Annotated in this window: 24 protein-coding genes; all 24 read left to right on the top strand. The window is 47.1% G+C overall.

Going from position 1 to position 21,327, the window contains the following annotated elements:
- The first annotated feature begins 125 nt into the window (after nucleotides 1-125).
- The 24 genes from spoIIIAA (at nucleotide 126) to spoIVB (ending at nucleotide 21,263) form a co-directional block, all read left to right on the top strand.
- Entirely contained in the window at nucleotides 126-1,130 is a 1,005-nt protein-coding gene (gene spoIIIAA, locus MHI48_RS20025) for a stage III sporulation protein AA (RefSeq protein ID WP_036614390.1), read from the top strand.
- The gene (gene spoIIIAB, locus MHI48_RS20020) at nucleotides 1,123-1,641 is read left to right on the top strand and encodes a stage III sporulation protein SpoIIIAB (protein WP_036614389.1); all 519 of its coding nucleotides are present in this window, start codon (nucleotides 1,123-1,125) and stop codon (nucleotides 1,639-1,641) included. The genes spoIIIAA and spoIIIAB overlap by 8 nt, the downstream gene beginning before the upstream one ends.
- Before the next feature lie 29 nt (nucleotides 1,642-1,670).
- Complete coding sequence (gene spoIIIAC / locus MHI48_RS20015; protein ID WP_017687585.1) at nucleotides 1,671-1,874, top strand: stage III sporulation protein AC; 204 nt, start codon at nucleotides 1,671-1,673, stop codon at nucleotides 1,872-1,874.
- A gap of 32 nt (nucleotides 1,875-1,906) precedes the next feature.
- A complete protein-coding gene (spoIIIAD, locus tag MHI48_RS20010; protein ID WP_017687586.1) occupies nucleotides 1,907-2,296 on the top strand; it encodes a stage III sporulation protein AD in 390 nt (129 codons plus the stop codon).
- Between the two features lie 68 nt (nucleotides 2,297-2,364).
- Nucleotides 2,365-3,507, top strand: coding sequence for a stage III sporulation protein AE (gene spoIIIAE / locus MHI48_RS20005; protein WP_370511423.1), 1,143 nt, complete (start codon nucleotides 2,365-2,367; stop codon nucleotides 3,505-3,507).
- Nucleotides 3,508-3,538: 31 nt separating this feature from the next.
- Nucleotides 3,539-4,369, top strand: coding sequence for a stage III sporulation protein AF (gene spoIIIAF, locus MHI48_RS20000; protein ID WP_076251022.1), 831 nt, complete (start codon nucleotides 3,539-3,541; stop codon nucleotides 4,367-4,369).
- 15 nt (nucleotides 4,370-4,384) lie between these two features.
- Nucleotides 4,385-5,023 carry a stage III sporulation protein AG gene (gene spoIIIAG / locus MHI48_RS19995; RefSeq protein ID WP_036614381.1) on the top strand — a complete coding sequence of 213 codons (639 nt, stop codon included), beginning with the start codon at nucleotides 4,385-4,387 and terminating at the stop codon, nucleotides 5,021-5,023.
- A 66-nt stretch (nucleotides 5,024-5,089) separates the two neighbouring features.
- Nucleotides 5,090-5,920 (top strand): SpoIIIAH-like family protein, encoded by an 831-nt coding sequence (locus MHI48_RS19990; RefSeq protein ID WP_076251024.1) that lies wholly within the window; start codon nucleotides 5,090-5,092, stop codon nucleotides 5,918-5,920.
- Nucleotides 5,921-6,059: 139 nt separating this feature from the next.
- Nucleotides 6,060-6,524 (top strand): acetyl-CoA carboxylase biotin carboxyl carrier protein, encoded by a 465-nt coding sequence (gene accB / locus MHI48_RS19985; protein WP_076251231.1) that lies wholly within the window; start codon nucleotides 6,060-6,062, stop codon nucleotides 6,522-6,524.
- A gap of 55 nt (nucleotides 6,525-6,579) precedes the next feature.
- Nucleotides 6,580-7,923: an acetyl-CoA carboxylase biotin carboxylase subunit gene (gene accC, locus MHI48_RS19980; protein WP_036614375.1), complete on the top strand. Its 1,344-nt coding sequence runs from the start codon at nucleotides 6,580-6,582 to the stop codon at nucleotides 7,921-7,923.
- Nucleotides 7,924-8,140: 217 nt separating this feature from the next.
- On the top strand, nucleotides 8,141-8,551 hold the full coding sequence (locus tag MHI48_RS19975; RefSeq protein ID WP_017687593.1) for an Asp23/Gls24 family envelope stress response protein: 411 nt from the start codon (nucleotides 8,141-8,143) through the stop codon (nucleotides 8,549-8,551).
- Between the two features lie 146 nt (nucleotides 8,552-8,697).
- Nucleotides 8,698-9,237 carry an alkaline shock response membrane anchor protein AmaP gene (gene amaP, locus MHI48_RS19970; protein WP_017687594.1) on the top strand — a complete coding sequence of 180 codons (540 nt, stop codon included), beginning with the start codon at nucleotides 8,698-8,700 and terminating at the stop codon, nucleotides 9,235-9,237.
- A 14-nt stretch (nucleotides 9,238-9,251) separates the two neighbouring features.
- Entirely contained in the window at nucleotides 9,252-9,485 is a 234-nt protein-coding gene (locus tag MHI48_RS19965) for a DUF2273 domain-containing protein (RefSeq protein WP_017687595.1), read from the top strand.
- A 222-nt stretch (nucleotides 9,486-9,707) separates the two neighbouring features.
- The gene (nusB, locus tag MHI48_RS19960) at nucleotides 9,708-10,160 is read left to right on the top strand and encodes a transcription antitermination factor NusB (RefSeq protein ID WP_017687596.1); all 453 of its coding nucleotides are present in this window, start codon (nucleotides 9,708-9,710) and stop codon (nucleotides 10,158-10,160) included.
- Between the two features lie 117 nt (nucleotides 10,161-10,277).
- Nucleotides 10,278-11,135: a bifunctional methylenetetrahydrofolate dehydrogenase/methenyltetrahydrofolate cyclohydrolase FolD gene (gene folD / locus MHI48_RS19955; RefSeq protein ID WP_017687597.1), complete on the top strand. Its 858-nt coding sequence runs from the start codon at nucleotides 10,278-10,280 to the stop codon at nucleotides 11,133-11,135.
- Nucleotides 11,136-11,145: 10 nt separating this feature from the next.
- Complete coding sequence (xseA, locus tag MHI48_RS19950) at nucleotides 11,146-12,510, top strand: exodeoxyribonuclease VII large subunit (protein ID WP_076318962.1); 1,365 nt, start codon at nucleotides 11,146-11,148, stop codon at nucleotides 12,508-12,510.
- A complete protein-coding gene (gene xseB / locus MHI48_RS19945) occupies nucleotides 12,500-12,757 on the top strand; it encodes an exodeoxyribonuclease VII small subunit (RefSeq protein WP_017687599.1) in 258 nt (85 codons plus the stop codon). The genes xseA and xseB overlap by 11 nt, the downstream gene beginning before the upstream one ends.
- Complete coding sequence (locus tag MHI48_RS19940) at nucleotides 12,732-13,655, top strand: polyprenyl synthetase family protein (protein ID WP_083669823.1); 924 nt, start codon at nucleotides 12,732-12,734, stop codon at nucleotides 13,653-13,655. Before xseB ends, MHI48_RS19940 begins: the two co-directional genes overlap by 26 nt.
- Before the next feature lie 283 nt (nucleotides 13,656-13,938).
- Nucleotides 13,939-15,846: a 1-deoxy-D-xylulose-5-phosphate synthase gene (gene dxs, locus MHI48_RS19935; protein WP_036614362.1), complete on the top strand. Its 1,908-nt coding sequence runs from the start codon at nucleotides 13,939-13,941 to the stop codon at nucleotides 15,844-15,846.
- A 22-nt stretch (nucleotides 15,847-15,868) separates the two neighbouring features.
- Nucleotides 15,869-16,714, top strand: coding sequence for a TlyA family RNA methyltransferase (locus MHI48_RS19930; RefSeq protein ID WP_036614359.1), 846 nt, complete (start codon nucleotides 15,869-15,871; stop codon nucleotides 16,712-16,714).
- 84 nt (nucleotides 16,715-16,798) lie between these two features.
- The gene (locus tag MHI48_RS19925; protein WP_036614357.1) at nucleotides 16,799-17,284 is read left to right on the top strand and encodes a hypothetical protein; all 486 of its coding nucleotides are present in this window, start codon (nucleotides 16,799-16,801) and stop codon (nucleotides 17,282-17,284) included.
- An 84-nt stretch (nucleotides 17,285-17,368) separates the two neighbouring features.
- On the top strand, nucleotides 17,369-17,818 hold the full coding sequence (ahrC, locus tag MHI48_RS19920) for a transcriptional regulator AhrC/ArgR (RefSeq protein ID WP_017687604.1): 450 nt from the start codon (nucleotides 17,369-17,371) through the stop codon (nucleotides 17,816-17,818).
- A 277-nt stretch (nucleotides 17,819-18,095) separates the two neighbouring features.
- Nucleotides 18,096-19,814 carry a DNA repair protein RecN gene (recN, locus tag MHI48_RS19915; protein WP_076318963.1) on the top strand — a complete coding sequence of 573 codons (1,719 nt, stop codon included), beginning with the start codon at nucleotides 18,096-18,098 and terminating at the stop codon, nucleotides 19,812-19,814.
- A 120-nt stretch (nucleotides 19,815-19,934) separates the two neighbouring features.
- Nucleotides 19,935-21,263 (top strand): SpoIVB peptidase, encoded by a 1,329-nt coding sequence (gene spoIVB, locus MHI48_RS19910; protein WP_036614352.1) that lies wholly within the window; start codon nucleotides 19,935-19,937, stop codon nucleotides 21,261-21,263.
- Nucleotides 21,264-21,327: the final 64 nt, after the last annotated feature.

Below are 21,327 nucleotides of genomic sequence, written 5' to 3'. Positions count from 1 at the left end.
TCAACCGCATTCTGAAGAATTGATAGATTTCAGCGTCATAAATTAAATGTACAGGCATAAACTTGAGATATGAACAAGCGCCAGAAGTGTGAACCAAATGATCTCAAGGTTGGAGGAGCCTACTCATGAAGGTGAACTGGAGGGAACTTTTTCCGGAACCGATCCGAACCATTCTTGGAAGAATGCCACCCGCTCTATTGGAACAAGTGGAGGAAGTACGTATTCGTGAAGGCAGACCCCTGGAGATTAATGCAGGCAACACATACCACTTCCTGACACCTCAAGGTTGTCCGACCGGGAATCCTGAAGAAGCGTATGTTCCTCAGAAAGAAGTGACGCACAGGTTGCTGGACCTGATCAGTAACCATTCACTTTATACATTGGAAGAGGAACTGCGCAAAGGGTTCATCACCATACCTGGGGGACATCGAATCGGGCTTGCTGGACGAACGGTACTAAGCGGTGGGCGTGTCGAATACTTGCGTGACATCAACGGGTTTAACGTTCGCGTAGCCCGTGAGGTACATGGAGTGGCTGATCGTATCCTTCCTTATCTTCTCGATATGAAGAGCGGACAGGTCCTGCACACGTTGATCCTATCACCACCACAACAAGGGAAAACGACGTTGCTGCGAGATCTGGCGAGACAAATTAGTAGTGGTACAAAGCTTACAGGGGGAACTGAACTGGTTCAGGGAATACGTCCACGTCTGAAAGTGGGCATTGTGGATGAAAGGTCCGAAATCGCTGGTAGCTACAAAGGAGTACCTGGCTTCGACGTAGGTCCCCGAACAGATGTGATGGACGGTTGTCCGAAGGCTGAGGGCATGATGATGATGCTTCGCTCCATGTCGCCCGATGTCCTGATTGTGGACGAGATCGGTCGTCCGGAGGATGCCGAGGCTGTGATGGAAGCCCTGCATGCAGGAGTCTCAGTGATTGCGACTGCGCATGGCCGTGACCTATCGGAGCTGTCGGCCAGACCCGCCCTCAGAACCTTAATTACGGAGCAGATGTTTCAACGTTATGTCCAGCTGCAACGGACGAGCCGGGGCATGACCTTTCGGCTGGCTGATGGCAAAATGCGTGGGTTGCAGCTGACCGGGGCAGGAGGTGAAGCCTTTGGTTAACATGTTTGGTGCGGTAATTATTCTGTTAGCCAGCACCCTCGCCGGATTTTACAAGGCCAGACAGTATGCATTAAGACCGAGACAGTTGCGAGAACTCATTGCAGCCCTCCAGCGACTAATGACGGAGATTAACTATGGGCTCACTCCACTTCCCGATGCCATGGGGAAGATGGGAGCACAGACCAAAGAACCTGTAAAGACGTTGTTTCTTCATGCAGCTACACAGATGGAACCTCCTCATGGACTCACTGCCCGGGAAAGTCTGCAGTCAGGCGTGGATCTGGCGTGGGGAAGATCGGCCATGAAGGCTGACGAGAAGGAAGTGATGCTGCAATTAAGCTTCAGCCTTGGCACAAGTGACCGTCAGGATCAGACCAAACATATATCGTTAGCCATTCAACAACTAATGCATGAGGAATCCCGCGCCCAGGCCGATCAAATGAAATATGAACGAATGAGCCGAAGCCTCGGGATGCTTGTCGGAGCGTTAATCGTCATTCTGATCTTCTGAAATAGCCGGGATAGTGAGGTGCCAAGGTCATGAATCTAGAAGTGAACGCAATCTTTCAAATTGCGGGTATCGGAATCATCATCGCCATGATTCACACGGTACTGAAACAAATGGGAAAGGAAGATATGGCTCACTGGGTGACCGTAATCGGATTTGTCGTTGTATTGTTCATGGTGGTCCGTATGCTGGACAGCCTGCTACAAGAGATCAAATCGATATTTCTTTTTCAATGAAAAACGGTCATGAAGCCGGATGGTGGTGACCTGTGGAAATTATCCAAGTTGTAGGTTTGGCGCTCATCGCAACAGTGCTCATTCTGGTCATTAAGGAACAGAAACCGATGTTTGCCTTTCTGATTGCTGCCGCGACCGGCATTGTCATCTTCATGTTGTTGATTGGCAAAATCGGAGCAGTCATCGAAGTGTTGAAGCGGCTTGCCGAGAATTCAGGCATGGAAAGTATTTATCTGAAAACGGTGCTGAAAATTATTGGCATAGCGTACATCGCTGAATTTGGCGCACAGATTGTCAGGGATGCAGGTCAAGAAAGCATTGCGTCCAAGATCGAATTGGCTGGTAAGGTACTGATCCTTGTACTTGCTATACCGATCATCAGCATTATTATCGAAACCGTCATGAAGCTGATGCCGGTGTAGAAAGGGCGTGCGGACTTCATATGAAATCAATGCATCTTAAGCCGCAGTGGCGCCTTACGGTTGTGCTGATGCTCTGTTTTCTGTTTGGTATCCTGGGACAGGTTACTGCAACCTCGCCTTCCGGTGAGTGGATGGAGCAGCAGGCCGATCACCTTCCCAAGGATCAGGTGGAGAAATACTGGGATCAACTGATGCAACAATACGGTGGTTTCTTCCCGGATGGGAAGACCCCTTCCTTCATGGATATGTTAATCCCCGGCAATGAAGGGTTCAGCCTGAAATCGGTGTTTGTAGCGATAGGAACCTTCATGCTGCATGAAATTTTATATAATGGCAAACTTCTGGTCACGATTGTGATGTTAAGTGTACTCAGCATGATTCTGGAGACACTTCAGACCGCATTTGAGAAAAATAATATTAGCAAAATCGCCTATTCCATCTGTTATATGGTCATCATCATTATTGCGATTAACAGCTTCAGTGTGGCGATTGGATACGCCAAGGATGCCATAACCGGCATGATCAACTTCATGATGGCCATGGTTCCCTTGTTATTCACACTGCTTGCGTCCATGGGTAATGTCATCACCGTCTCGGTGACACATCCACTCATCATTTTCATGATTCATCTGGTGAGTACGTTGATTCACTTGCTGGTATTCCCGTTACTCTTCTTCTCAGCTGTTCTGCATCTCGTCAGTTCATTGTCTGACAAGTACAAGCTGACACAGCTGGCAGACCTCCTGCGCAATATTAGTGTGGCACTGCTGGGTATCCTGCTGACGATGTTTTTGGGTGTAATCTCGGTTCAGGGAGCATCGGGCTCCGTAGCGGATGGAGTTAGCCTGAAGGCCGCCAAATACATCGCAGGCAACTTTGTCCCTGTCGTGGGCAGAACATTTGCGGATGCGACGGATACGGTAATTACAGCTTCTTTACTTGTCAAAAATGCAATTGGACTCACCGGAGTGATCATCATTTTGTTTCTATGTGCCTTTCCGGCACTCAAGATTCTGGCTCTTGCCTTGATATACAACGTAACTGGTGCCATTATGCAACCGCTAGGAGACACCCCGATTGTAGGATGCCTCCAGGCCATCGGCAAGAGCATGATCTACGTATTTGCGGCGCTGGCAGCCGTCGGGCTGATGTTTTTCCTGGCCATTACCATCTTGCTGACCGCGGGCAATCTGACTGTCATGATGCGCTGAATGTATGTTGGCAAGAAAGGGGGTGGAAAGGATGGGGTGGCTGAGCAACTGGCTCCAGGATTTGATTATGATCGTTCTGCTGGCGACTTTTGTGGATATGTTGTTGCCCAATCGATCCATGGAACGTTATGTCAAGCTTGTGCTGAGCCTTCTCATCCTGCTGACCCTTTTATCACCCATAACCAAGCTGCTCAAAAGTGATCCGGTTGGCGAACTGAAACGGGCAATGTCTGCAATGGATGCTCCATCGAATGGGAATGCGACACTCGAACAGATATTAGCTCAGGGCAAACGGCTACAATCCAATGAACAGGAACAATCCTTACAATGGACAGCCAAAGAACTGGCTAATGTCATGAAAGGTCAGATTGAAGAAACAACAGGAGCCAAGGTGCGGTCCGTAGAGGTACAGCTGACCATGAGTAAATTTGAAACGGAGATGGAAGCTGCCTCATCAGTCGAACTGCCTGTGATCCAGCGTGTGTTGGTCGAGATGGCCGGAGAGGGTGTAGAAGGAGAAGTGAAGGCAGGGCAGCAAGAAGTCGCTGCTAACACACAACCCATATTTGGAACAGACACAGAAGTCGAGAAGGATAAATCACATCAAATACAGCAGCCCATCCAGATCGGTCAGATTGAAGTGCCTGATGTTCAGATTGATGTGAGTAGAGGGCAACGTGATGGAAATGAAGCGTCTTCGGAGCCTGTTATACGTGATCAAGCAGATGAGACGAAGCAGCAAGGTGAGACATCCACAAGGTCCGAATATGCGGTGCAGATTATTACATTGTTGACTGAAAAGTGGGATGTTGATGCAAACAACGTTCAAGTGACAGAACCAAAAAGTGCTGAAGTGCTCTGAGAAGGAGGGTGTCCGATGAAACAATGGTTCAAAAAGATGGAAACCTGGATGGGTGGCGGAGAGGGTGGGGCAAGGCGAAGTCAAACCTTCCGCTGGCTGATTATCCTGGGTTTGATCGGGGTGGGAATCATGCTGTTCAATTCCTTCGTCAATGTCAAAAAAATTGATTCCGAAAATATCGGTCGGGAACCACCGGACCCGGCAACATCCATGGCATCCATACAGAGTGATCCGTCGGAACAGAATCCTTTTCAGGCGATCGAAATTGCATTTGAAGACAAAATCAAAGGTGTGCTGGAAAACATTGTTGGTGTGGGAACGGTTGATGTGATGGTTACCGTGGATTCCACAGAAGAATTGGTCGTTCAGCGGAACGTGAAGGATTCTCAGCAACTTACCGAAGAAACCGATGCTAGCGGGGGCAAACGGCATATGACGCAATATACCCGTGATGGCGAGATTATTACTTACGAAATAGCAGGGGATCAGACACCTATAGTGACCAAAAAGCTCAAACCGCAGATCCGTGGGGTGCTTGTGGTTGCGAGGGGTGCAGAGAACAAGGTTGTGAAGGACCTGATAACCGATGCTGTGGAAAAAGGACTGAATGTGGCAGCCTACCGGATTTCGGTTGTACCGCGCAAACAAGACTAATCTGATGTGTTGAATCACAAGATTCAATTCTCATAAGATTGAAGCCAATTTGAGGAGGAAGTTCTAATGAATAACAAACGTCAAACGGTATGGCTCGTTTCCATGCTGAGTCTGATGGTCATTTTGTCCGCGTATTATCTGTTCACTGAGGATTCCGGTCCAGTCAACGCGCCGGTGGCTGACAGTCAGCAAGTGGATGGAATCAAGCAGGGGGAAGCAAAGGAGACGGCAGGCATTCTTGATCCTACAGAAGGTTTGGTTGTAAATGAAGTGGTGAATAGCGGCGAAGTTGAAAGTGATCCAAGTGCGGTTGGCGCTGTGGAGGAACCATCGGCTACGGAAGGTAAAGAAGCTGGAAATACAGAGAAAACACCTGCTGTCGAACCAGGCGAAAATAAGGGTGAGACAGGTAAAGAAACCAACAAAGAGACCGACAAAGGCGCAACAACTACACCGGAGACAGACGGTCAGGCAGGCGGCACTGCAACCAAGACAGATGAGGAAGTCCTCAAGGAAATGGAAGAGCAGAATACGACAGCATCTGCGAGCAGCCAGTTCCAGAACTACCAGTGGCAACGTGAGGAAAGCAACAATCGTAAGTATGAGGAACTGATGACCGTGGCAGGTGATCTGAGCAAAACGCCAGAGGAGAATGCCAAAGCAACCGAGCAACTCCGTACACTGGAAGAAAAAGAAGCTAAAATCACTGGCATTGAGGAGACGCTCTCTCAACAGTACGCTAATGCGATCGTTCAAGAAGATTCCGACAAGTATAAGGTTGTGGTCCTCAGTGACAAACTGGATGTAAAACAGGCGGTATCCATTGTGGATCTGGTCATGAAAGAATTGGCGGTTTCACAGAACAAAATCAGCGTGCAATACGTCACAGAACAGTAATCCAAATCATGGAAATGCAGTCCCGGGAGCTGGTTGCACTCTCGGGCTCTTTCCATTTTTAATGATTATGATATAATACATAAAGCCATATGACCGTCCTAGTGAGACTGGCATGATGCCGAAGGAGTGAATAATGGAAATGTTTAAATTGAGTGAAATCAAAGAACTGATTAAACTGGTAGATGAAAGTTCCGTTCAAGAGTTGGAAATTGAAAATGAAGGATCACGGTTATCAATCCGCAAACCGGGCAAAACGGAGTATGTTCAAGCAACTGCTGTGCAACCGCAAATGATTGCTGCTCCGCAAGTACAGCCGGCAGCAGTGGTAAGTGAAGCTGCACCGCAGGTCGATACTACAAGTCATTTACATAAAATTGTATCTCCGATGGTAGGTACTTTTTACAGAGCTTCCTCGCCGGAAGCGGGTCCTTTTGTGAGCGCTGGTGATAAAGTTGTTGAGAAAACAACGGTATGTATCATCGAAGCTATGAAGCTGATGAACGAGCTTGATGCGGACATCAAGGGAGAAATCGTTGAAGTGCTGGTTGAGAACGGACAGCTGGTCGAGTATGGGCAGCCCCTTTTCCTGGTGAAACCGGAATAACCGTTATAGCTGGTTAACAGCTAACCGCATGAGCTTCGAAGGAGGACAAAACGAAATGAAATTTCAAAAAATACTGATTGCGAACCGTGGAGAGATTGCGGTACGTATTATTCGTGCCTGCCGTGAAATCGGTATCTCAACGGTAGCCGTCTACTCGGAAGCGGACAAGGATTCTCTGCATGTTCGTCTTGCAGATGAGGCTTATTGTATCGGACCGACACTGTCTAAGGACAGTTACCTCAACTTCACAAACCTGATGAGTGTAGCTACGCTGACGGAATGTGATGCAATCCACCCTGGATACGGTTTTTTGGCGGAGAATGCTGATTTTGCGGAAATTTGTGAGTCTTGCAATATTACATTCATCGGGCCTTCACCCGAAGCCATTACCAAAATGGGAGACAAGGCTGTTGCCAAACAGACGATGAAAGATGCAGGAGTACCTGTTATTCCTGGATCAGACGGCCTTGTTGAAAATATGGATGAAGCCATCATGATTGCTAGAGATATCGGATATCCTATTATTATCAAAGCTACTGCTGGTGGCGGAGGTAAGGGAATTCGTATTGCCGAAGATGAAGAAACGCTGATTAAGCAGATTACCGCTGCTCAGCAGGAAGCACAAAAGGCATTTGGCAATGCAGGTGTATATCTGGAGAAATTCCTGACAGGTATGAAACACGTGGAAATTCAGATCATTGCTGATAAACACGGAAATGCAGCACATTTGGGAGAGCGTGATTGTTCGGTTCAGCGTCGTCGCCAGAAATTGGTAGAAGAAGCTCCGTGTCCGATTCTCTCCGAAGATGTGCGCACACTGATGGGTGAAGCTGCGGTACGGGCTGCCCTTGCTGTGGATTACTCGGGAGCGGGTACATTGGAGTTCCTGCTCAGCCCGAATGGCGAGTTCTATTTCATGGAGATGAATACGCGTATTCAGGTAGAGCACCCGGTGACTGAGATGGTTACTGGCGTGGATCTGATCCGTGAGATGATCTCGGTAGCTGAAGGCAACCCACTCTCATTCCGTCAGGAAGACGTGGTTATCAATGGCTGGTCCATTGAATGTCGTATCAATGCAGAAGATCCGGACCGTAACTTTATGCCATCACCAGGCAAAATCGGATTCTACCTTGCACCGGGAGGACCTGGCGTTCGTGTAGATAGTGCTGCTTATCCGGGTTATACCATTTCACCTTTCTATGACTCCATGATCGCAAAATTGATCGTGTGGGGAGCGAATCGTGAAGAGGCGATTGCCAAGATGAAACGTGCGCTTGGGGAATTTGCGATTGAAGGCATATCTACAACTATTCCTTTCCATCAGAAATTGCTGGAGCACCCAACGTTCATTCGCGGTGACTTTGATATCAAATTTCTTGAGGAAAACGAGATTTAAAAGGTATATTGGGCTTGTTTGTCATAATGTAGCCCAAATGATATAGTATGAATAATAAGAGCGCATGTCTCCTGCAAAGGATAAGCCCGCACCTCGCGGATGTTTGCAGGAGTTCCGGTAAAGCCGGACCGGAAGGGTTCTGAAGGTTGATTAACCTGAGTCCAGCGCCCTGACGGATGGCCGCAAACTTATCTCGCGAAAGGTGTGTTGAACAGTTATGAGTACACTACCGACTGAATTTGAACGAACGGATATCGGTGAAATCCAGATCGCACCTGAAGTTATTGAAGTGATTGCTGGATTGGCGACCCTTGAAGTGAAAGGTGTTGCAGGCATGAGTGGCGGATTCGCTGGCGGATTTGCTGAATTGCTTGGTCGCAAAAACCTTTCCAAAGGCGTTAAAGTTGAAGTGGGCCAACGTGAAGCTGCAGTTGATGTTTCCGTAATTATCGAGTACGGATACCGTCTGCCACAAGTAGCTACGGAGATTCAACAGAACGTGAAACGTTCCATCGAGAACATGACAGGATTGAATGTGAATGAAGTGAATGTGCACATTCATGACGTTCAGTTCAAGAGCACCGAGAAAGTGGAAGAGATCGACCTGAACAGTCAGCGCGTAAAATAAAAGAAGACAGATTCCCCCGGCATCATCTGCCGGGGGTTATCCCGTCTTGGACAGGTCTTCATTATAGCGAAAGCTAGATGAGGATCTGATTTTTTGCTAGTGAACAGGTTAAGTAATGTTAGTGAGCAAGGGAGGCTGTGCAGTTCGTGGCTAAAATACTGGATCGGCTTCTGTTGTTTATATACAGCATAAGCGTTGGAGCAATATCGGCAGCCGTCATTCTTCTGATTAGCGGTGTGCTGCCTTACGAATTGAATTACCAGCAGGAACAAAACGTTATTGTTGCGTCGGTTATTGCAGCAGCGATTTTGTTTATCCTGAGTTTGCGATTTTTCTACATCTCGGTTCGGCGTGAGCGTGCATCGTTGCCGTCTGTAGATCAACGTACTGAGTTTGGTGATGTACAGATTTCGATGGAGACGATTGAGAATCTCTGTTTGAAGGCAACTTCCCGTTTCCGGGGAGTACGTGATGTCAAGGCACGCATACGTGTGGTTGAGTCAGGACTGGAGATTATGATCCGTGCAGTAGTGGATGGTGAGACACCTATTCCTGCGCTGACTTCTGATCTGCAAAAGGCGATACATGATCATGTACAAGAGATTACGGGCATCCCGGTTTCTTTTGTCACGGTGTATATCGCTAATGTAACCCAGTCGCCTAACTACAAGAGTCGAGTGGAATGAGGTGAGTTTCACTGATGCTGTGGAAAGAGATTTGGGATAGTCACAGAGGCCGAATTACCGGAATTATCGGCGGCATCTTTTTTGGATTTCTTTATGTATGGATCGGTTTTTGGGATATGTTGTTCTTTGCACTCTTGGTGTTCATCGGTTATACGTTAGGCAGACGAAGCGATTCGAAGCTGGGTTCGTCTATTCCCTGGAGGGAGTGGGGGCAATGGCTGGGCGATCGCTGGCGTCCGTTTAAGTGACCTACCTGAACCCTGCAATATGTTTCTTCCGAAAATAGAACTGTAGTTTAGGTTGCCCGTTTTTTGGAGGATACGTATTGCAGGTTTTTTTGTGAAAAGGGATAACAATAACAATACCGTGGAAGTCATCGATCAATCCAATACAGGATTTGATGAGATGGTTGCATGGATTATAAAATAAGCATGATGACGCTCCAGACGGAGCGCTGCAGGAGGCAGGACATGAAAAGACGTTTGGCAAGGGAAATTGCAGTACAAAGTCTGTATCAGATGGAAATGAATGAGGTAGGTGCAGCAGAAGCTGTGAACATGTTAATCAATGAAGCTGCTGAAGATAATGAAACCGAAGTAGTTATTCGCGATGCAGATGTAATGCGTACTTATGTTACTGAGATTGTACAAGGAGCCTGGAACAATAAGGAAGCCATTGACGGGCTGCTTGTGGATTATTTGAAAGGTTGGCAGATCAGCCGTCTATCACGTGTAGATCGCCAGATTCTACGACTGTCAACGTATGAAATGGTGTTTCGTGATGACATTCCGGCAAAGGTATCGGTCAATGAAGCGATTGAACTGTCCAAATATTTTGGTACAGAAGAATCCGGCAAGTTCGTCAATGGTGTACTTGGACGCATGATTCAGGAAGTTGACGCGATTAAAGCAAAATTATCTTAAGTTATGATTAATTATAGTGTGTGTTCAAAAAGACCGGTTTTCAGTATCCTTCGTAATCAAAAGCGGGCTTTTTGAACAACCTCTAAATTTATATTCACATAAGGGAGAGAGAGTACAATGACAGCATCTATTATTAACGGTAAAGAAGTATCCCAAGAGATCCGCGCAAGCATGACAACAGAAGTAAAACAGCTTAGCGAACAGGGGGTAGTACCTGGTCTGGCTGTTGTGCTCGTCGGGGAAGATCCGGCATCCCAAGTATATGTGCGTAATAAAGAAAAAGCATGTCACGACCTCGGTTTCTACTCCGAAGTGCATCGCTTGGATGCAGATACGTCCCAAGAAGATCTGCTTGCGCTGGTGGACAAGCTGAACAATCAACAATCCATTAACGGAATTTTGGTTCAACTTCCACTACCGAAACACATCGAAGAGAAAGCGGTCATTGATGCGATTGCCGTGGATAAAGACGTAGACGGATTCCATCCAGTCAATGTTGGTAATCTCGTAATTGGAGACGATAGTCTGCTTCCATGTACCCCAGCGGGTGTAATTGAACTGATCAAACGTACTGGACTGGAAATGTCCGGTAAACATGCAGTGGTTATCGGAAGAAGCAACATCGTTGGCAAACCGGTATCGCTGTTGCTCCAACGTGAGAATGCGACGGTAACCATGTGTCATTCCCGTACAGCCAACATGAAAGAAATTACACGTCAGGCGGACATTTTAGTTGTAGCCATCGGCCGTGCTAATTTTGTGGATGCTGATTTTGTGAAACCAGGTGCTGTTGTTATCGATGTCGGCATGAACCGTTTGGAGAATGGCAAACTGGCAGGAGACGTTGATTTCGAGAGTGTGAAAGAAGTTTCTGGTCCAATTACACCCGTTCCTGGCGGTGTTGGTCCGATGACAATCACAATGCTGATGCAAAATACATTGATCGCTGCCAAGCGCGCTCACGGATTGGCCTAGGGTTTTGTCTGTGGCAGATCAAAAGATCTACTCCATCAAAGACCTGAACCGATACATCCGGATGAAACTGGAATCGGATCAGGTCCTGTCGGACGTCTGGCTGCGCGGGGAGATTTCGAATTTCACACATCACTCCAGCGGCCATATGTATTTTACATTGAAGGACAAGGACAGCCGGATCAAGTCAATTATGTTTGCGTCCCATAACCAGCGATTACCCTTTGTACCGAAGGAGGGTGCAAGGGTTATTGCCCGTGGTAATGTCTCGGTGTATGAACGGGATGGGCAGTATCAATTCTATGCTACCCATATGCAGCCGGACGGAATTGGAAGTCTGTATCTGGCTTACGAACAGCTGAAGAAAAAGCTTGAGGATGAAGGGTTATTTTCACCTTCTCGAAAAAGACAGATCCCTCGTTATCCACAGACCATCGGGGTTGTAACTTCACCGACAGGAGCGGCGGTGCGAGACATTATGATCACACTCCAGCGCAGATACCCTTCTGCCAAAGTTGTTTTATATCCTGTTCTGGTTCAAGGGAAGGGTGCAGCACCTTCCATTGTCAAAGCGATTGGCAACCTGAACCGGATGGGAGAAGCCGATGTACTTATCGTTGGACGCGGAGGCGGTTCACTGGAGGAGTTGTGGGCCTTTAACGAGGAGATTGTGGCAAGAGCAATAATTGCTTCGGATATTCCTGTCATTTCTGCGGTTGGGCACGAAACGGACTTCACTATTGCTGATTTTGCAGCCGATTTGCGTGCGGCTACACCTACAGCAGCTGCTGAATTAGCTGTACCTAATAGAGCTGAGTTGCTTGATCAGATCGGACAACGTCAGCGCCAGTTACAGCACAGCTTACGTCAGCGTGCTGTACATAAACGTGAACGGCTCGCAAGATTACAGCGTTCGCCAGTGCTGGTGCATCCAAGACGTACCTTGATGCAGCACACGGAACGACTGGATATGATGCACCAACGTCTTTTGAGAACAGTCGATACACGTATGAAATGGACAGGAGAGAAGCAGGAGCGTCTGCGGGCAGCACTGCAACGATTCAATCCTCGTGAGCAGGTCAATGTAGCACGCCGTGAGAATGCGGCAGCACGCAGACAACTGGAACTTGCGATCAGGTCTATAGCCAGATCGAAGCAGCAACAGTGGAAATCATCTGTGCGGCATCTGGATGCGCTTAGCCCACTCAAAGTCATGTCACGGGGATACAGCCTTGTCTATGACGAGCAGGAACAGCGATTGATCAAGTCAACGAAAGATGTACAGCCTGGAGATTCAATTAAGATTAAATTAACAGACGGACAGCTGGACTGTCAGGTTTGGGGAATGAAGGAGGACGACAATACCCATGGCGAATGAACCGGAATTGAATTTTGAAGAGGCAATGGCGGCATTGGAAGACATCGTAGGTCAGCTGGAACATGGTGATGTTCCGTTGGAACAGGCCATCGATCTGTTTCAACGCGGGATGAAACTTTCGCAACTTTGCGGTCTTAAGCTGGAACAAGTGGAACGCAAGATCGAGATGATCGTAGAAGAAGATGGAGAGCTTCGCAAGAAGCCTTTCGGAACTGCTGACGATGAGAGCGGTGAAGTCCATGAGTAATCGTCCTTCGTTTCAAGTGTACCTCGAAGAGGTCACAGCTGCGGTGACAGAAGCGTTGAAACACACGCTTCCCGATCACTGGGATGTACCCCAATCGTTGACGGATGCGATGCAGTACTCACTCATGGCCGGAGGCAAACGCCTTCGTCCTCTTCTGGTCGTTGCTGCGGCGGAAGCCTTCGGTGCACAGCGTACAGCTGCAATGCCGGTAGCCTGCGCCGTGGAGATGGTTCATACGTATTCACTGATCCACGACGACCTGCCTGCTATGGATAATGATGATTACCGCAGGGGAAAATTAACGAATCATAAGGTATATGGTGAGGCAACAGCCATATTGGCAGGCGATGCGCTGTTAACCCATGCTTTTTATAGCATTGTTCAAGCTGGACGCCGTAGCGGTGTAGCGGCAGATGCGTTGCTGTCCATCGTAGAGGACATGTCCGAACTTGCTGGAGCAAGAGGTATGGTCGGCGGCCAAGTCGCGGATATGGAAGGCGAGCAAGGCATGACCGATCTTTCACAGCTCCAATATATCCATTTGCACAAAACGGGTGATCTGATTGTTTTCTCACTCATTGCTGGAGCACGAATTGGTGGAGCAACGGAAGGACAATTGGAAGCCTTACGTGTGTTTGGCCGTGATCTGGGGCTGGCATTTCAGATTCAGGATGATATTCTCGACCTGACGGGTGACGAGCAGAAGATGGGCAAGAAAACACAGAGCGATGTGAATCAACAGAAGGTAACATATCCTTATTTTATTGGCATGGAGGCTTCTGTAGATGAAGTGAAATCCCTTACCCAATCTGCAAAAGACGCACTTGAAAGAGCCGAGTTACCTGATGCATCCAGATTGTTGGAAATTGCAGATTACCTGATGAGTCGTGACCATTAGATTCTGACGGAGCGGTCTGTTTCAAAATCTATGTAACCGTGTAATGAATGTAATGTTCTTTTTCCGAGTGGATGGAAAAAGTCTGTCCCGAGTGGATGCGTGAATACATATGGAGAAGAATTTTAAATAACTTGCTGGCGAGAATGCTCGTTATCGGGAGTATAGTGCAGTAAATTATGATTCTTGTTCTTTTATGTTATAATGATTTAATGTCATTTGATTCATAATGTATATATCGATTTACAACAATAACTAAACAATCTAGGAAAGCGGGGAGATTCTCGTGCTGCTTCCACAAATTAAACAACCCAGTGATCTAAAGTCGATGTCTCAGGATGATCTTGCCCTTTTGTCGGCAGAGATCCGGCAGTTTCTGATTGAGAAACTGTCTGTTACAGGTGGGCATCTCGCACCCAACTTAGGCGTGGTTGAGCTCACGGTAGCCCTGCATTACTGTTATAACAGTCCAGCAGACAAAATGATTTTTGATGTAGGGCATCAGGCTTATGTGCATAAAGTCCTGACAGGACGTATGGATCGCTTTGATACATTGCGTCAACATAACGGTCTGTGCGGGTTTGTCAAACGCAACGAAAGTGAACATGATGTATGGGAAGCTGGACACAGCAGTACTTCATTGTCCGCTGCGATGGGGATGGCCCTTGCACGTGATCTGAAAGGTGAGGACAACCAAGTCATCGCGATGATTGGTGATGGAGCGCTTACAGGTGGTATGGCTTTTGAGGCTCTCAATCATATTGGTCATGAGCAGAGAAAACTGATGGTTATTCTGAATGATAATGAAATGTCCATTGCTCCAAACGTTGGGGCCATGCATAAATATTTGAGCAAGATTCGTTCGGATCGTCATTATCTGAAAGCAAAAGATGATGTCGAGGGGATGCTTAAAAAAATTCCAGCTATTGGGGACCGTTTGGCCAAATCGGCAAGCTGGATCAAAGATAGTGTCAAATATATGATGGTACCAGGTGTTCTTTTCGAAGAACTGGGCTTCACGTATTTGGGACCGATTGATGGGCACGATATTCCCAAATTGATCGAAACCTTCAAACAGGCAGATAACGTTGATGGTCCTGTACTCGTTCACGTGCTCACGACCAAAGGCAAAGGTTATCAGCCAGCAGAAGCCGATTCGCACAAGTGGCACGGGATTTCTCCGTACAAAATTGAATCCGGTCAAGTGCTGAAGGCAGTCGGAAAACCGATGTACACGGAAGTGTTTGGTCAAACGTTAATTGATCTTGCGAAGCAGGATAAGCGGGTCGTAGCGGTAACGCCAGCAATGCCTACAGGATCAGGTCTTATTCCGTTCAGTAAGGAATTTCCCGATCGCATGATTGACGTAGGTATTGCAGAACAGCACGCGGCGACCATGTGTGCTGCACTGGCTATGGAAGGTTTGAAGCCGGTCTTTGCCGTGTATTCTACGTTTATGCAACGTGCTTATGATCAGATTGTACATGATATTTGCCGTCATAACGCCAACGTGATGTTTGCTATTGACCGTGCGGGGTTTGTTGGTCCGGATGGGGAAACACATCAAGGGGTATACGATGTGGCATTTATGCGCCATATTCCAAATATCGTTCTGATGATGCCAAAAGACGAAAATGAATTGCGTCATATGATGAAAACGGCGCTTGATTATAATGAAGGTCCAATTGCTTACCGTTATCCACGAAACAATGTGGTCGGTGTACCTTTGGATGATGTACTTGTTCCGATTCCAATCGGATCATGGGAGCAACTGCGTCCATCCGAGGGATATGCTGTCATCGCTTCAGGTTCGATGGTGCAGCTTGCAGAAGAAGCAGCAGAGATGGTGAAGCGGGAAGGTATCACAGCAGGCGTAATCAACGCTCGCTTCCTGAAACCTCTTGACGAGCAAATGTTGCGTGATTTAGCTGTTCGAGGCACCAAATTGATTGTACTTGAAGAAACATCTCAAGCAGGTAGCATGGGTAGTGCAGTTCTGGAGTTTTATGCAGAGCAGGGACTGCATGATGTTCATGTACAATTGATGGGGATTCCGGATCGCTTCATCGAGCATGGCAGTATTAAGGAACAACGTGAGGAAGTGGGTCTTACCGTTGAAAATGTATGTGCTGAACTGCGCAAGATGGCTGTTCAATCATCTTACGGCATACCCAAAACACGTTTTCCTTCGTAAATTTACATGATAGGAGACAGACATGTCACTCCCGAAAGAACGAATTGATGTTCTGCTGGTTGAGCAGGGCTATTATGAAAGTCGTGAGAAGGCAAAAGCTGCAATCATGGCTGGACTGGTATATGCCAATAATGAGCCGATCGAAAAGGCGGGCATGAAAATTCCAAGGGAAGCCGAGCTGAAAGTTAAAGGCTCGGTACATCCCTACGTCGGCAGAGGCGGATTGAAGCTCGAAAAAGCGATCCGTCATTTCGACCTTGATATGAATGGACTTGTCATGCTCGACATTGGTTCATCCACCGGTGGATTTACGGATTGTGCACTTCAGCATGGCGCATCTCACGTCTACGCTATTGATGTGGGCTATAATCAGCTCGACTGGTCTTTGCGTAATGATGAGCGAGTTACTGTTATGGAACGAACTAATTTCCGCTATGTGACTCCTGAAGATCTGACGGGACCCGTGCCGAACTTTGCGAGCATTGATGTGTCGTTCATTTCACTGCGAATCATATTGCCGCCACTTCTGGCTCTTTTGAAACAACCTGCAGATATCGTTGCATTGATTAAACCTCAATTTGAGGCAGGGCGTGAAAAAGTAGGCAAGTCCGGTGTGGTACGTGATACGAAGGTACACAAGGATGTATTGCAGACAATGCTTCATTTCTCCAGTCAACTTGGTTTACATCTGCAGAGTTTAACTTTTTCACCGATAACCGGTGGAGAAGGTAATATAGAATTTCTCGCACATTGGCGTCTGGAAGCACCAGAGGCAACACAACCAGAGATCGATCCAGCTTCACTTGACGCACTTGCGGAGCAAGTTGCAAAGGAAGCAGCTCATACATTTACGGGAAACTCATCATAAGATGGGTTTCTTTTCGCTGGAAAGGTGATTGACGTAAAGGGAAATCATTACTGAACCTCGAATATGTCTTCGAGGTGAGCGATAATGGATGGTCAATATGACACAATCTTTATAGGTGTACTTGCTGTCTGTTTGATCTTGTGGCTGTTCTTTGGCTTGCGTAATTGGGTGAACCGACCGACGCCGGTAAGCTTGTCTGGAATGCAACTGAACGTGAAGATTCAAGATTCCCCGGCCTTGGATTTGCTTGAAGCACAGGGCTACGAAGTTATCGGTGGCAAAATGAAAGTCCCTCTGGCTTTTGAGGCCAATGAATCCGTTTATTACAGCAGATTATTCATTGATTATGTTGCAGAACGTGAGGATCTCAGATACCTCGTGAAAACGTCTCGTCGCAGACAGCCAATCGATATGACCGGCCCTGCGCTAAGGGATCGCTTCCTCAATTATCTGTTGTTATATCCTGGCTGTGAAGGATTGCTGTATGTTGACGTGGAGGATTCCGATATTAAGTTAATCAGGCTCATGGACTATCAGGAAGATGTGTATGACGGGGATGATCTGGACTAATATAAAAGAATGAACATTGCAGGGCAAAGTCTGCGGCGAATTACAAATGCTGCTTTATTGCAATACATCTAACTGGAGGCATATATGAAAGGACAAAGGCACATCAAGATTCGTGAAATCATTAGTCAAAATGAAATTGAGACCCAGGATGATCTGGTTGAAGCACTGCGCAAATCAGGTTTTCAGGTGACTCAAGCGACGGTATCTCGGGATATCAAGGAACTTCTGTTAATCAAGATTCCGATGGATGACGGAAGATACAAGTACTCTTTACCGACAGATCAACGATATAATCCGATTCAAAAGTTGAAGCGTGCACTCGTTGACAACTTCTTGCACATTGATCACACAAACAATCTGGTTGTGATGAAATGTTTGCCCGGAACAGCCAACTCCATTGCAGCTTTGCTTGATAATATTGAGTGGAATGAAGTCATGGGCACGATCTGTGGAGATGACACCATTCTGATTATCTGCCGGACTGAAGGTAACAGTGTGACCGTTATTGAGCGAATCATGGGTTATATTGCTTAAAGTGCGTGTTCAAAAAGATTGGTTTTCAGTACCGAGAAGATGGGATGAAGCTAGAAATGGAGTAGCGGGGCGTAGGGAAACTACGTGAGCAACTGCAATGTTTCCGAAGGAAACATACTTCGTAAGCATCCCACTTATTTCGGCTGAATTCCATATTCGATGCTGATGATGCCACCAGGCATCCTTCGTAATCAAAAGCGGACTTTTTGAACAACCTCTTGAATCAATGGTTCAAAAACATAATATCTGAGTTAGTCATCCGGAGGTGTTTTTGCAGATGTTAGTTACGTTATCGATTCGTAATCTGGCTGTGGTGGAAGAAGTGGACGTTGTATTCCATCCGGGATTCCATGTACTTTCAGGGGAAACGGGTGCAGGTAAGTCGATTATTATAGATGCACTTGGCTTAATTGCTGGTGGACGAAGTTCAGCTGATTTGATCCGGTACGGTTGTGATAAGGCAGAGATGGAAGCCTTGTTCGAGATGGAGCAGAGTCATCCGGTATGGCAGACATTAGAGAAGCTGGGTATCCATTGTGAGCCTGAAGAGCATCTGGTTATTCGACGTGAACTGAACACGCAGGGGAAAAGTACGTCCCGCATTAATGGGCAATTGGTCAATCTGACCATGCTACGGGAAGTAGGCGAGAAGCTGATCAATATTCATGGACAACATGAACATCAGAGTTTGCTACGCGCTGAGAGCCATCTGGGGCTTCTCGATACTTATGGCTCGGAAGTCATCGGACCGATCAAAGCAAAGTACCAGGAGCGCTACAGCAAGTTTATCACGGCGGAAAAAGAACTGCGTGCCCTTCAGGAGTCCAGTCAGCGGGCATATCAACTCTTGGACATGTATCGCTTTCAGCTTGAGGAGATCGCAGCAGCAAGCCTTACACAAGGCGAGGATGAATTACTCGGGGAAGAACGGGTCAAACTATCCCATAGTGAGAAAATGATGGACAGTGTTGCTGGTGCATATGATCTGCTCAGTGGTCAACGCGGACTTGAAGCTGTGAGCATTGCTCTTTCAAGAATTGAAGACATTTCTGGATATGATAGCAAAGGACTGCAACCAATCGTAGAACAGCTACAATCTGCATTTTATCAATTGGAAGATGCGACATTTCAGTTAAGGGATTACCGGGAGAAGATTGAATTTAATCCGGCAAGGCTGGAAGAAGTGGAGCAAAGGCTGAATCTGATTTCTGGCCTCAGACGGAAATACGGGGACAGTGTTGAACTTATTCTGAGTTATTATGATCAGATTAGCCATGAAACCGACCAACTGGAGAACAAGGACGAACGGCTGGAGAAATTGCGAGCTGAACGTGACAAAATGCTTAACCTTGTGATGGAGTCTGCTGAAGAGCTCAGCAAGGTTCGCAAACAATGCGCCGAGGAACTTGCTGCACAGGTGGAAAGCGAACTCAAGGATCTGCAAATGGAGCGGACTACACTGCGTGTTCAAATTACTCCTTTCGAAGATCCAAAGGGGATTGAATGGAATGGACGTCGTATTCGTCTGAATCGTCATGGTGCGGACAATGCGGAATTCCTAATCTCACCAAACCCGGGCGAGCCATTACGACCACTTGGCAAAATTGCTTCAGGTGGTGAGTTGTCGAGAATGATGCTGGCGATGAAGAGTATCTTTGCGCGACATGACCGGATACCTGTGTTGATTTTTGATGAAGTTGATACCGGAGTTAGCGGTAGAGCAGCTCAATCCATTGCGGAAAAACTGTTCCGTTTGTCTTCGACTTGTCAGGTTTTCTCAATAACTCACTTACCACAAGTGGCTTGTATGGCAGATCATCAGTATCTCATTGAGAAACATGTCTACGATGGACGGACAATGACGCAGGTGGAATCGCTGTCAGACGAAGGCAGAGTGAAGGAATTGGCACGTATGCTGGGCGGCGTGGAAATTACAGAAAAAACGCTGCATCACGCACAGGAAATGCTGAATTTGGCGGAAGCCAAAAAAGGGTGAAACGGACGGCTGGCGTAATGATTGACAGTAATAAAAGCCTGGGGGCGAGGTTATCTTATAGGTACGCAATTGGCGACCACCTTTCGTCAAGCGAAAGAAGCAAAGGGAGTGTGACAGCCATTGAATTCCCCCCTCAGGAAGAAATTGCTAGGTCTTTTATTTGCCTTCTTTCTTTGTGTGATTAGCCAGGCCATTCAGCCTGTGCAAAGTTATGCTTCACTGCCGGATGAATTGCAGGTGTTTGCTGGCAGGCAAGCGGATGTCCGGCTCGCTGTACCTGCTGCTTCAAGCGCCGTTGTAGATCGTCCTGATATCGTTGGTTTGGATGATCAGGCAGCGATGCATGTTACCAGGCAACAACCTTTGCATCTTCACCCTCAACAGACGGGACATGCCAAATTAACGTTGAAGTTGTGGGGTAAAATTCCGGTCAAAACAGTCCATGTGAATGTGATACCGGATTTGCGTGTTGTACCCGGGGGACAAACGATTGGCGTCAAGGTTAAATCGGCAGGCATTCTGGTGGTTGGACATCATCTGGTCCGTTCCGGTCAGGATGAGCGTGTATCGCCCGGAGAAACAGCGGGCATTAAGCTCGGAGATCTGATTACGCATATGGATGGAAAACGTCTGGATGGCGTAGCAGGTGTCTCTGAAGCCGTTGAACTTGCAGGGAAAAGTAAAAAAGGTATTGATGTTGTGTTAAAACGTGGTAAGGAAACGGTGAAGACACGATTAACTCCGGCGTATGACTCCGAGGATCAAGCGTGGAGGCTTGGATTGTACATTCGTGATTCTGCAGCCGGTGTTGGCACACTTACCTTCTATGCTCCCGATCAGGGCGTATATGGCGCACTGGGCCATGTCATTACAGATATGAACACACAGACATCTATTGTTGTGGGTAGTGGTCAGATTGTTCAGTCCAATGTAACGTCAATTTCGAAGAGCGAGACCGGTGATCCGGGTGAAAAACGTGCTCATTTCCTCAAGGAAAGCAAAATTTTGGGCAATATTGAACGTAATACGGCTTTTGGTATCTTTGGTAAAATGTCTGGAAATCCTGAGCACAGTTTGTATTCGAAAGGCATTCCCGTCGCTTTTTCTCATGAAGTAAAGGAAGGACCGGCCGAAATACTTACCGTGGTTGACGGTCAACAAGTTGAACGCTTCTCCATTGACATTGTTCATGTGGCAGATCAAACTGAACCAGCAACAAAAGGTCTGGTACTTCGAATTACGGACCCGAAACTGCTGGATAAGACCGGAGGTATCGTTCAAGGGATGAGTGGCAGCCCCATTGTACAAAATGGTAAATTGATCGGTGCAGTTACTCATGTATTCGTGAATGATCCAAAATCGGGTTACGGTTGCTTCATTGAATGGATGTTACAAGATGCTGGCGTTATGATGAAAAAGGAAAACGATAAGAACCTCAAGGCTGGCTAAACAGCCCTGAGGTTCTTTTTTGTCGAAAGCAAACATAATATATCGGATAATGAAATAAATTATT

The sequence above is a fragment of the Paenibacillus sp. FSL H7-0942 genome, from assembly GCF_045040715.1.
Taxonomy (GTDB): Bacteria; Bacillota; Bacilli; order Paenibacillales; family Paenibacillaceae; genus Paenibacillus; species Paenibacillus amylolyticus.
The sequence above is the reverse complement of the archived record's forward strand: the minus strand, read 5'-3'. Positions and strand labels throughout refer to the sequence as shown.

Coding starts and splice junctions, on each gene's coding strand:
- ahrC (WP_017687604.1), top strand. CDS start 17,369: ATGAAAGGACAAAGGCACATCAAGATTCGTGAAATCATTAGTCAAAAT.
- nusB (WP_017687596.1), top strand. CDS start 9,708: ATGAAAAGACGTTTGGCAAGGGAAATTGCAGTACAAAGTCTGTATCAG.
- recN (WP_076318963.1), top strand. CDS start 18,096: ATGTTAGTTACGTTATCGATTCGTAATCTGGCTGTGGTGGAAGAAGTG.
- xseB (WP_017687599.1), top strand. CDS start 12,500: ATGGCGAATGAACCGGAATTGAATTTTGAAGAGGCAATGGCGGCATTG.
- spoIIIAE (WP_370511423.1), top strand. CDS start 2,365: ATGCTCTGTTTTCTGTTTGGTATCCTGGGACAGGTTACTGCAACCTCG.
- accC (WP_036614375.1), top strand. CDS start 6,580: ATGAAATTTCAAAAAATACTGATTGCGAACCGTGGAGAGATTGCGGTA.
- MHI48_RS19930 (WP_036614359.1), top strand. CDS start 15,869: ATGTCACTCCCGAAAGAACGAATTGATGTTCTGCTGGTTGAGCAGGGC.
- MHI48_RS19975 (WP_017687593.1), top strand. CDS start 8,141: ATGAGTACACTACCGACTGAATTTGAACGAACGGATATCGGTGAAATC.
- spoIIIAC (WP_017687585.1), top strand. CDS start 1,671: ATGAATCTAGAAGTGAACGCAATCTTTCAAATTGCGGGTATCGGAATC.
- MHI48_RS19925 (WP_036614357.1), top strand. CDS start 16,799: ATGGATGGTCAATATGACACAATCTTTATAGGTGTACTTGCTGTCTGT.
- spoIIIAF (WP_076251022.1), top strand. CDS start 3,539: ATGGGGTGGCTGAGCAACTGGCTCCAGGATTTGATTATGATCGTTCTG.
- spoIIIAA (WP_036614390.1), top strand. CDS start 126: ATGAAGGTGAACTGGAGGGAACTTTTTCCGGAACCGATCCGAACCATT.
- MHI48_RS19940 (WP_083669823.1), top strand. CDS start 12,732: ATGAGAGCGGTGAAGTCCATGAGTAATCGTCCTTCGTTTCAAGTGTAC.
- accB (WP_076251231.1), top strand. CDS start 6,060: ATGTTTAAATTGAGTGAAATCAAAGAACTGATTAAACTGGTAGATGAA.
- spoIIIAG (WP_036614381.1), top strand. CDS start 4,385: ATGAAACAATGGTTCAAAAAGATGGAAACCTGGATGGGTGGCGGAGAG.
- MHI48_RS19965 (WP_017687595.1), top strand. CDS start 9,252: ATGCTGTGGAAAGAGATTTGGGATAGTCACAGAGGCCGAATTACCGGA.
- folD (WP_017687597.1), top strand. CDS start 10,278: ATGACAGCATCTATTATTAACGGTAAAGAAGTATCCCAAGAGATCCGC.
- MHI48_RS19990 (WP_076251024.1), top strand. CDS start 5,090: ATGAATAACAAACGTCAAACGGTATGGCTCGTTTCCATGCTGAGTCTG.